At 46.1% G+C, this 9,661-nt stretch carries 11 protein-coding genes; 7 read left to right on the forward strand and 4 right to left on the reverse strand.

Features of this window, described 5'->3' with window-relative positions:
- The first annotated feature begins 157 nt into the window (after nt 1-157).
- Nucleotides 158-583 (forward strand): phosphate-starvation-inducible protein PsiE, encoded by a 426-nt coding sequence (locus R7E38_RS18570; RefSeq protein ID WP_047103769.1) that lies wholly within the window; start codon nt 158-160, stop codon nt 581-583.
- A gap of 55 nt (nt 584-638) precedes the next feature.
- Here R7E38_RS18570 and R7E38_RS18575 read toward each other — a convergent pair whose 3' ends face one another.
- Nucleotides 639-1,505: a YicC/YloC family endoribonuclease gene (locus R7E38_RS18575; protein WP_005384776.1), complete on the reverse strand. Its 867-nt coding sequence runs from the start codon at nt 1,503-1,505 to the stop codon at nt 639-641.
- A 184-nt stretch (nt 1,506-1,689) separates the two neighbouring features.
- On the opposite strand from R7E38_RS18575, the gene rph reads away from it, so the two are divergent.
- Entirely contained in the window at nt 1,690-2,406 is a 717-nt protein-coding gene (gene rph, locus R7E38_RS18580; protein ID WP_017634994.1) for a ribonuclease PH, read from the forward strand.
- Between the two features lie 104 nt (nt 2,407-2,510).
- Nucleotides 2,511-3,152, forward strand: coding sequence for an orotate phosphoribosyltransferase (pyrE, locus tag R7E38_RS18585; RefSeq protein ID WP_318081969.1), 642 nt, complete (start codon nt 2,511-2,513; stop codon nt 3,150-3,152).
- Between the two features lie 84 nt (nt 3,153-3,236).
- Here the strand turns inward: pyrE and R7E38_RS18590 are convergent, their stop codons facing one another.
- The 3 genes from R7E38_RS18590 to coaBC form a co-directional block, all read right to left on the reverse strand.
- Complete coding sequence (locus R7E38_RS18590) at nt 3,237-4,187, reverse strand: Kdo(2)-lipid IV(A) acyltransferase (RefSeq protein ID WP_033905948.1); 951 nt, start codon at nt 4,185-4,187, stop codon at nt 3,237-3,239.
- 6 nt (nt 4,188-4,193) lie between these two features.
- On the reverse strand, nt 4,194-4,784 hold the full coding sequence (gene slmA / locus R7E38_RS18595) for a nucleoid occlusion factor SlmA (RefSeq protein WP_005379386.1): 591 nt from the start codon (nt 4,782-4,784) through the stop codon (nt 4,194-4,196).
- Nucleotides 4,785-4,955: 171 nt separating this feature from the next.
- On the reverse strand, nt 4,956-6,155 hold the full coding sequence (gene coaBC / locus R7E38_RS18600; protein ID WP_225455429.1) for a bifunctional phosphopantothenoylcysteine decarboxylase/phosphopantothenate--cysteine ligase CoaBC: 1,200 nt from the start codon (nt 6,153-6,155) through the stop codon (nt 4,956-4,958).
- Nucleotides 6,156-6,348: 193 nt separating this feature from the next.
- Between coaBC and R7E38_RS18605 the strand changes: the two genes are divergently transcribed.
- From R7E38_RS18605 to rpmG, 4 genes are all read left to right on the forward strand, one after another.
- Nucleotides 6,349-8,022, forward strand: a complete 1,674-nt coding sequence (locus R7E38_RS18605; RefSeq protein WP_042522607.1) for a methyl-accepting chemotaxis protein — start codon at nt 6,349-6,351, stop codon at nt 8,020-8,022.
- Nucleotides 8,023-8,136: 114 nt separating this feature from the next.
- Complete coding sequence (radC, locus tag R7E38_RS18610; RefSeq protein ID WP_318081971.1) at nt 8,137-8,811, forward strand: RadC family protein; 675 nt, start codon at nt 8,137-8,139, stop codon at nt 8,809-8,811.
- 302 nt (nt 8,812-9,113) lie between these two features.
- Nucleotides 9,114-9,350 (forward strand): 50S ribosomal protein L28, encoded by a 237-nt coding sequence (rpmB, locus tag R7E38_RS18615; protein WP_005384783.1) that lies wholly within the window; start codon nt 9,114-9,116, stop codon nt 9,348-9,350.
- Between the two features lie 13 nt (nt 9,351-9,363).
- Nucleotides 9,364-9,534: a 50S ribosomal protein L33 gene (rpmG, locus tag R7E38_RS18620; protein WP_004410866.1), complete on the forward strand. Its 171-nt coding sequence runs from the start codon at nt 9,364-9,366 to the stop codon at nt 9,532-9,534.
- The last annotated feature ends 127 nt before the right edge of the window (nt 9,535-9,661 follow it).

Here is a 9,661-nt window from a genome sequence, read left to right on the forward strand (position 1 = left end):
GGTCCTATAACACAAAAGCGCTCCGCCAAATAAGCGGAGCGTTTTTATAAGCAAATGCCAGGACTTGGAGTCGATTTGCACTGATGTTTATTCTGATTGATTGAAGATCGTTGCATGCTAAACTCAAGGCCTATTTTCTTTGTTTGGATAATGGACCATGCCGTCGAATTTACCGAAATCCTTTAGTCGACCTTTCCTGAAAATCTTCCATATTTTGGAGGCGGTGTTATTAGTCTCTATTACCTTGGCGACGTTGTACGCCATGATGCAAGAGTTTGTGCACGTATTTGTAGAGAAGCGTGTCTTACTCACGGATATTCTGTTGATGTTTATCTATCTGGAAGTGCTCGCCATGGTGCAGCAGTTCGTGATGAACGGTAAAATTCCGGTACGCTATCCTATCTACATCGCGATGATGGCCATCGCCCGCTACATCACACTCGGAATGAAAGAGCTGGATGCAGTTTTGGTTGTGTGGTTATCTCTGGCTGCGTTTATTTTGGCTGCGGCTACTTTGCTGATCAGAATTGGACACCATTATTGGCCCTACGTTGATAACAGAACCTTGGAAAAAGACGAATAAAAGAAAGCCCCGTATTAACGGGGCTTTTTTGTTTCAATACTCGATGACTTTTAGATCATTCAATGTTTTGGATCTGCTCACGCATCTGTTCAATTAGAACTTTCAGTTCAACGCCCGATGCGGTGATGTCGGTGCTGATGGATTTCGACGCTAGCGTGTTCGATTCACGGTTGAACTCTTGCATCATGAAATCTAGACGACGACCGACTGCGCCACCTTTCTTCAGGATGTTTGTTGTTTCTTTTACGTGAGAATCAAGACGGTCTAGCTCTTCTGCTACGTCTGATTTCTGTGCCAGAAGGATAAGCTCTTGCTCAACGCGAGATGGGTCTAGCTCTACTTTCGCATCTTCAAATTTAGAGAACAGACGCTCACGTTGCCACTCTAGTATTTCTGGCATGCGTGCGCGCACTTTCACAACTTCTGATGTGATCGCTTCTAGGCGTTGCTCAATTAGCGCCTTCATGTTCTCGCCTTCACGAGCGCGCGCTTCAATAAATTCATCCATTGCGCCATCAAACGCTTCTAGTAGCACTTTATTTACCGCATCCATGTCTTGCTCTGGCGTTTCCATTACCCCCGGCCATTGCATGACTTGAAATGGATTGATTCGGCTCAGTTCACCAGTCATGTGCATGACTTGTTCAGCGGCTTTAATTACCTGGCTAGCAAGCGCTTCGTTGATGCTAAGCTCACCTTTTGCGGCAGGGTTTGCTTCAAAACGCAGATTACATTCTACTTTGCCTCGCGCTAAGCGCTTACGAAAGCGCTCACGTAAAACGGGCTCTAATCCGCGAAATTGTTCTGGCATGCGGAAGTATGTTTCTAAATAACGCTGGTTCACGCTGCGGATTTCCCATACCGCAGAACCCCAATCGCCTTTTACTTCTTTGCGTGCATACGCTGTCATACTGTAAATCATCGAATTTTCCTGTCTTCATTTTTTGAAAATTACTTCAAGAGTGTATCACGCTGCGTCGATAGGTGCGCGGGATGTATGGATTGTTTATGTTGTGCCAGATGCGTAACCTATGAATCCGGAATCGATTCCGTTATAATCTTCGCCCAACCAAATCGTCTTCTCCTCATATTTAAGGTAGATGCCCATGCGTCCAAACGATCGCAAGGCGGATCAAGTTCGCCCTATCAAAATTACTCGTAACTACACAGCTTACGCTGAAGGGTCAGTGCTAGTTGAGTTCGGTAACACCAAAGTGTTGTGTAATGCGACCGTAGAAGAATCTGTGCCACGTTGGCTAAAAGGTCAAGGTAAAGGCTGGGTTACAGCTGAATACGGCATGCTACCTCGAGCAACACATTCTCGTACTCGTCGTGAAGCGGCAAGTGGCAAACAAGGCGGCCGTACGATGGAAATTCAGCGTCTTATCGCGCGAAGCCTACGTGCTGTTGTCGATCTAAAAGCCATGGGTGAGTTCATGATCACCGTTGACTGTGACGTTATCCAAGCAGACGGTGGTACGCGTACTGCATCCATCAGCGGCGCAAGTGTTGCAATGGCCGATGCGTTCCAACACCTAGTAGATAGCGGCAAGCTAAAAGCAAACCCAATGAAAGGCCACGTAGCGGCAGTTTCAGTTGGTTTGCTAGGTGATGATGTTCTGTGTGACCTTGAGTACGTTGAAGATTCAGCGGCAGACACAGACATGAACGTCGTAATGACCGAAGAAGGCAAGATGATTGAAATTCAGGGCACCGCAGAAGGTGAACCGTTCAGTCACGAACAGCTGATGGCATTGCTCGAGTCGGCGAAAGTCGGCATTACGGAAATTGTCGCAGCGCAGAAGGCGGCGTTAGCCAATTGATTTAAGTAGCTCCCATTATGGGGGCTATTTTTTTATCTCGACAATAGAGAAATGAATGATTGTCGAGAAGAGACACAAGAAACCAAGGACATAGAGAGAAAATAATGAAAGCATACCAGCGTGAATTTATTGAGTTTGCACTTGAGAAAGAAGTTCTTAAGTTTGGTGAGTTTACTTTGAAATCTGGCCGTAAAAGCCCGTACTTCTTTAACGCTGGTCTTTTCAATACTGGTCGTGACCTAGCGCGTCTTGGTCGTTTTTACGCAGCCGCGCTCGCTGATTCAGGCATTGAGTTTGATGTGCTGTTTGGCCCGGCGTACAAAGGTATCCCAATCGCGACGACAACAGCAGTCGCGCTGGCGGATCATCATGACGTCGACACGCCTTACTGCTTCAACCGTAAAGAAGCGAAAGATCACGGCGAAGGCGGTAACCTTGTAGGCTCTGCGCTTGAAGGTCGTATCATGCTAGTAGATGACGTAATCACAGCAGGTACTGCGATTCGTGAATCGATGGAAATCATTCAAGCAAATGGCGCAGACCTTGCTGGTGTGTTGGTTGCGATTGACCGCCAAGAAAAAGGCAAAGGTGAGTTGTCTGCGATTCAAGAAGTGGAGCGTGACTTTGGTTGTGCAATCATCTCAATCATTAGCCTGACTGACCTTGTGACTTTCCTTGAAGAGAAAGGCACAGACCAAGAGCATCTAGAAGCAGTCAAAGCGTACCGCGCAGAATACGGCATTTAATTGGTTACTTTTTCTGAAAAAGTAAAAAGGGCAGATGGATATTCATCTGCCCTTTTTTGTTTTTGGATTTATCGCCTTGACCACTTACTTATAGCGAATGCCTTTCTCGACATGCTCATCTTGCATGGTTTTATAGCGTTTATGGAGCCACATCCATTGCTCTGGAGCGCGTAGAATGACTTCTTCCACATACTTGTTCATATAAGCGGCAGCGGCGACTTCGTCTTTTTGTGGATAATCGGCTTCAATGCACTTATCGGCGATGATGTCGTATTTTCCTTCGTCATTGCGAAACCCTGAGCCTGGGATGATCGCACATTTTGAGGTATACGCCAGAATGCTCGTGCCTGTTGTCGTACACGCATCGTCTACGGCAAAGAAGGGCACAAATACTGATTTTTTGCGACCGTAATCGTGATCCGGTAAATAGAACAGACGCTCACCGCTGCGTAAAACACGAATCATCTTTTTTACATCTTTACGATCAATCAGTTTATTGCCGTTATGTGTCCGTCCCCAATACTGGATAAAGTTATAAGCAGGATTATTATGCGGACGAAACGCGCCGTACCCGGCCACGCCTAACACGGCGAAAGCACGCGCAGTGATCTCTAGATTTAGAGCATGGACACAACAAAGTAGGACGCCTTTACCTTCTTTGGCTTTTTCACGCAGTGCGCCGAGATCTTTCTCGACGATCAGGTTTTTAAAGCGCCAAGTCGGCCAGAACCAAGTGATTCCGGTTTCTATCAGTGCCATACCGGTATTTTTGAAGTTCTCTTCAACAATATGTTGAATCTCTTCAGGTGTTTTGTCTGGAAAAGCCAATTCTAAGTTACGCTGAGCAACGTGGACACGCTTTTTACCGTAGCGCATGCCAAGTTTACCGAGTGAACGACCTAATGAAAGCAGCAGCCGATAAGGAAGAATATTGACGAGGATGGCCAACAGGCCAAAACCAAGCCATACGCCCCAGTTACGAGGGTGAAGAAGTGAAAGAGAAAACTCGGGCTGCGTGTATTTGTCTTTACTCATAGTCTTTTACTTTATTTGTGCACTCAAAAGCGCCCAGTACTCGTCAAAGTTTGCAGTCGGCTGGTATTTAAAGTCGCTACGCACAAAGCGGTTTAGGCTCCCCTCAACTTGTCCCAGAATTTGCGCGGCTAGGATGCGCTCTTCGACAGGGAAAGACTTCCCTTCACGAATCTTACGTTCACGCAGGATTTGGCGCAATTGTGTTTCTATACGCTCAAAGAGTTGATTGATGCGTTCACGTAGACGTTCATTTTCAAACATTAGAGCATGACCCGACAAAATGCGTGTCAGACCTGGGTTACGTTCAGAGAACGCCAAAATAAGGTGCATCACCATACGAATACGCTCTAGTGTATCTTTTTCGTCGTCTAGAATACGGTTGATACGTGTCATCAAGGCTTCTTCAATGAACTCAATCAACCCTTCGAACATGCGCGCTTTACTTGGGAAATGACGATACAGCGCGGCTTCTGAAACGCCGACTTGCTTGGCCAGTTTTGCCGTAGTAATGCGTGAAGCGCCATCTGTTGATTCAAGCATTTCTGCCAATGCTTGTAAGATCTCTTCACGACGGTTGGATTTTTTACTGCCGGCCATTAGTTACTTCCTTTCAAAATACAAAGTTGAGCGGAGGGGATTATAAGACGCTATTTCGCCTCAAACTAGACCACTAAGGGTGGAATGGGAGATTTAACACCCTTAGTTGTCATTTTTGTACCAAATTTATGCCAGCTTTTGTAAAAAATTGGCAGGGTTTTCAAACGTTAGTTACATCAATTGATGCATTTTTTCGAGAATTTTAAAGCTCAATGCTTCTTTTGATTCTAAAGCGAGCGCAAGTTCACCTTCAGGCCAGTAAAGGGTAATTGCGTTGTCGTTGCTGTTAAATCCTTGCCCTGCAACCGAAACGTCGTTTGCACAGATCATATCGAGGTTTTTCTTTGTTAACTTGCCTCGAGCATAGGTCTCTACATCATTGGTTTCAGCCGCAAAACCGACGGTAAACGGACGCTTCTCCGTCATTGCTGCCACAGATGCAACAATATCAGTATTTTTAACCATATTAATGACCATTTCGTCGTTGTCTTCTGTCTTTTTCAACTTTTGAGACGCGATCGTTTGTGGGCGGTAGTCGGCAACGGCAGCGCAGCTAATAAAGGCATCATGCTGGTTTGCATGTGTCATAACGGCTTCGTGCATCTCTTGTGCACTGGAAACATTTATGCGCTCAACACCTACGGGCGTATTTAAACTGACAGGACCGCTCACGAGGGTGACTTTTGCTCCCATCTGCGCTGCGGCGCTCGCCAATGCATAGCCCATTTTCCCGGAGCTATGGTTTGTAATGTAACGCACTGGATCAATCGCTTCGCGAGTTGGTCCGGCGGTAATGAGTATCGACTTACCTTCTAGCAATTTTGGTTGAAAGAACTGTTCACATAGCTGTACTAGCTGCATTGGTTCCAGCATTCGACCTGGTCCTACATCACCACAGGCTTGCTCTCCTGCCGCAGGGCCCCAGATGTGCATACCACGACGCGCTAACGTAGCGATGTTCTCTTGGGTTGCGATATTGCGATACATCTGTTGATTCATCGCAGGAGAAACAGCAACAGGGGAATCCGTCGCGAGCACGAGCGTAGTAAGTAAATCGTTCCCCATGCCTGCGGACATGCGCGCGATTAAGTCCGCGGTCGCGGGCGCTAATAGCACTAAATCTGCCCATTTGGCCAATTCAATATGGCCCATAGAGGCTTCCGCTGCTGGGTCTAGTAAACTGTCCGAGACAGGACGGCCCGAAACGGCTTGCATGGTTAAAGGGGTAATGAACTCTTTTGCGGCTTTCGTCATTACAACTTGAACTTGCGCTCCTCTCTCTATGAGGCGACGGGTTAGCTCCGCACATTTATACGCGGCAATACCGCCACTGATGCCGAGTAGAATTTTCTTTCCTGCTAGTGTTTGCATGTGAGATCTCCAATTTGATGACCGGATTTTAACACAATTCAAAGTCTGACCGCCCGAGCATATATAACGAGAAGATAATTCACATCAAACTCCAGAGTATTAATCTGACCGAGGAAGGGAAAATTCTCGCCTACCTCACAGACAAGTTGCGCGGAGTTTGCAAGTCTGAAAAGAAAAAGAGGTAGTGGAAACCATGGTGTTGAAAAGTCGAAACAAATTGCTGCTGATAACCCTAATTCCGCTGCTGTTGATCACTACGTTGATCTCAGTGGTGTATTACATCAACAGCAGTAAAAGTTTGGAAGCGGAGTTAGCAAGAGACAGGCAAGAGCTCATCGAAACGAAAAAGAAAGAGTTACAAGCCTATATGATGATGGGCGTGACGGCGATAAAACCGTTATACGACGCGGATGTAAATGGAAGTAATAAAGAGGCAGCAAAAGAAATTCTGAAAGCCATGCGCTTTGAAAGCGATGGCTACTTTTTTGCCTACGACTCTCAAGGTGTGAATACGTTGCACGCCATCAAACCTGCATTAGAGGGTAAAAACCTTTACGACTTAAAAGATGAAAATGGGGTCGCAGTTATTGCGGGCTTGATTGACGCTTCTCAAAAAGGGGATGGGTTCCTCTATTTCTCGTGGCACAAACCGACCATTGACGCACAAGCGCCTAAGTTGGGCTATGCAGAATATCTATCGAAATGGGACTGGGTTTTAGGTACTGGCGTTTATATTGATGACATCGACCAGCAAGTTGCGATGCACAGAGAGTTAAAGACTCAAGAGCTAAAAGAGCATACATTATCTGCCGTGTTGATTTCCGCTATTGGATTGATCATTACCAGTGTTCTCACCAGTATCGTGGTGTCTAAAGGCATTCAGCCGTTACAACATGTCGCGGCTTCATTAAAAGATGTTGCCGCAGGCGGCGGTGACTTAACGGCTCGTTTAAAAGTCGAAAGTCAGGATGAAGTCGGTGAAGTGGCGGCGGCGTTTAATGAGTTTATGGATAAGCTGCATCCACTGATGCAGGACATTCATCGCTCTGCGACGACAGTACAGACCGTTTCCCAAAGCCTGAACACTCAGACCAGCCAAGCGAGCGGTCAAATGCAGGATCACTGTTTAGAGACGGACAAAGTCGTGACGGCAGTGACGCAAATGAGCATGACTGCCAAAGAAGTAGCCAGCAATACTAATGCGACCGCGCAGGCAATTGACGATGCCAACAGTCAAGTCACCGCCGCTCAGCATGAGGTCGAGCAAGCAATAGAAGGCATTACCGAACTCGTGACGGAGATAGACAGCACGTCAGATGCAATTTCTGAGTTGAGTTTACAGACCGAAAAAATAACCAAAGTGCTGGATGTGATTGGCGAGATAGCCGAGCAAACGAATTTGTTGGCCCTAAATGCGGCGATTGAAGCGGCTAGAGCCGGTGAGCAAGGTCGAGGGTTTGCCGTCGTTGCGGATGAAGTGCGCTCGTTAGCCAGTCGTACACAAAATAGTACTCATGAAATTGGCGACATGCTCAAGCAGCTACAAAATGGTGTATCAAGAGCGGTCAGTACGATGTCGGTGAGCCAAAAACGAGGTGTAAAAACGGCGGAAGAGTCCGCGCTCATTCAGCAATCTCTTTCTGGTGTTCATCATTCTATCGGAACAATTCGAGATATGGGTATTCAAACCGCGTCTGCCGCAGAAGAACAAAGTGCGGTTGCAGAAGACATCAACCAAAACTTAGTGGCTATTCAACAGATCGTGAACAACATTAATGAGACGTTGCAGCATGCCGAGTCAATCAGCACGCAGCTATCACAGTCTGGAACGGAAATTCACGGCTTGGTTGGCAACTTTAAACTCTGATGAACTGTTAAGTTGCATGGAAAGCACTGATGGTACGAAGAAAGCGAAAGTCATACTCGACTTTCGCTTTTTGTTTTGTGGAATAGGGACACTTTCCATATAAAGGGACATCAGATGATACTGAAAGCTTTGCCAAATGAGTCCATGCCCAGAGAGAAGCTACTGCAACGAGGGCCGCAAGCTTTGACCGATGCCGAACTGCTGGCCATCTTCTTGCGCACAGGCACCCGCGGAATGAACGTGATTGAGCTTGCAGACTTCCTTATTCAAGACTTTGGTTCGCTCAGACAACTATTTTCAGCATCAGAAGAAGAGTTTTGTCGTCACAAAGGATTAGGGCAAGCCAAGTATGTTCAGTTGCAAGCGGTACTAGAAATGACACAACGTTACTTGGCGGAGACGCTAAAGCGTGGTGATGCCTTAACCAGCCCCGACCAAACTAAGTTATATCTGTCTTCTATTTTAAGGGATCGGCAAAGAGAGGTTTTTTATATTCTTTTTCTCGATAACCAGCACCGAGTGATAAAAGATGAAATTTTATTTGAAGGAACGTTGGATGCAGCGTCGGTGTATCCGAGAGAAGTCGTCAAGCGTGCTCTGCATCATAACGCGGCGGCTTTGATTCTAGCGCACAATCATCCTTCAGGCGTCGCTGAGCCGAGCCAAGCTGACAGAAGGATTACAAGGCGTCTCACCGACGCATTAGCATTGGTGGATATTCGTGTTTTGGACCATTTCGTCATCGGAGATGGGGAAAGTGTCTCTTTTGCTGAAAGAGGCTGGATATAACTGTGCGTTTTTTAGGTTGTTAGTTGCTAAAAATCTGCTATCATCCACGCCACTAAATTTTTAACTGAATTCAGCTTGGACTGCTAAAAAAATCTGCTGTCTAAAAAAAGATCACGAAAACCTGTAAAAAGGATCTGTTCGGGTCTTGAGCAATGCATATCAAGTTAGTATAATGCGCGACCTTTGATAGCCTTGTATGGATTTTCCATAGCGGTTCTTAACCTCTAACTTCTTTTCGAGAGATAGAGAGGTTCGGCCACCAAGGTTGATATCGAGCTGAAACGATTTTGGAGAAGACATTCATGTCACGAGTATGCCAAGTAACTGGTAAGCGTCCAGTAACGGGTAACAACCGTTCACACGCACGAAATGCTACTAAGCGTCGTTTTCTGCCGAACCTACAAACTCATCGTTTCTGGGTAGAGAGCGAAAAACGTTTTGTTAAACTACGTCTATCTGCTAAAGGTATGCGCATCATCGACAAGAAAGGTATTGATACTGTTCTTGCAGACATGCGTGCACGTGGCGAAAACGTTTAAGAGGAAATAAGCAATGGCAAAGAAAGGCGTTCGTGAGAAAATCCGTCTAGTATCTTCTGCAGGTACAGGCCACTTCTACACAACTGATAAGAACAAGCGTAACATGCCAGGCAAATTTGAGATCAAAAAGTTTGATCCAGTAGTTCGCCAGCACGTTATGTACAAAGAAGCAAAAATCAAATAATTGGTTTCAGTCTCTTTGATGAATTGAAAAACCCAACTTTCGAGTTGGGTTTTTTATTTTCAGCCCTAAACCACCTACTTCAGTAGGTGGTTATCATCCGTTTCGGCTTTGCCTGTAAAACTACTCA

Source organism: Vibrio sp. Vb2131, assembly GCF_033338535.1.
GTDB classification, from domain to species: Bacteria; Pseudomonadota; Gammaproteobacteria; order Enterobacterales; family Vibrionaceae; genus Vibrio; species Vibrio alginolyticus.

What these genes read in the sequence shown, in the direction of transcription:
- R7E38_RS18590 (WP_033905948.1), bottom strand. Translation starts at nt 4,187, where the DNA reads ATGAGTAAAGACAAATACACGCAGCCCGAGTTTTCTCTTTCACTTCTT.
- coaBC (WP_225455429.1), bottom strand. Translation starts at nt 6,155, where the DNA reads ATGCAAACACTAGCAGGAAAGAAAATTCTACTCGGCATCAGTGGCGGT.
- rph (WP_017634994.1), top strand. Translation starts at nt 1,690, where the DNA reads ATGCGTCCAAACGATCGCAAGGCGGATCAAGTTCGCCCTATCAAAATT.
- R7E38_RS18575 (WP_005384776.1), bottom strand. Translation starts at nt 1,505, where the DNA reads ATGATTTACAGTATGACAGCGTATGCACGCAAAGAAGTAAAAGGCGAT.
- R7E38_RS18605 (WP_042522607.1), top strand. Translation starts at nt 6,349, where the DNA reads ATGGTGTTGAAAAGTCGAAACAAATTGCTGCTGATAACCCTAATTCCG.
- pyrE (WP_318081969.1), top strand. Translation starts at nt 2,511, where the DNA reads ATGAAAGCATACCAGCGTGAATTTATTGAGTTTGCACTTGAGAAAGAA.
- rpmG (WP_004410866.1), top strand. Translation starts at nt 9,364, where the DNA reads ATGGCAAAGAAAGGCGTTCGTGAGAAAATCCGTCTAGTATCTTCTGCA.
- R7E38_RS18570 (WP_047103769.1), top strand. Translation starts at nt 158, where the DNA reads ATGCCGTCGAATTTACCGAAATCCTTTAGTCGACCTTTCCTGAAAATC.
- slmA (WP_005379386.1), bottom strand. Translation starts at nt 4,784, where the DNA reads ATGGCCGGCAGTAAAAAATCCAACCGTCGTGAAGAGATCTTACAAGCA.
- radC (WP_318081971.1), top strand. Translation starts at nt 8,137, where the DNA reads ATGATACTGAAAGCTTTGCCAAATGAGTCCATGCCCAGAGAGAAGCTA.
- rpmB (WP_005384783.1), top strand. Translation starts at nt 9,114, where the DNA reads ATGTCACGAGTATGCCAAGTAACTGGTAAGCGTCCAGTAACGGGTAAC.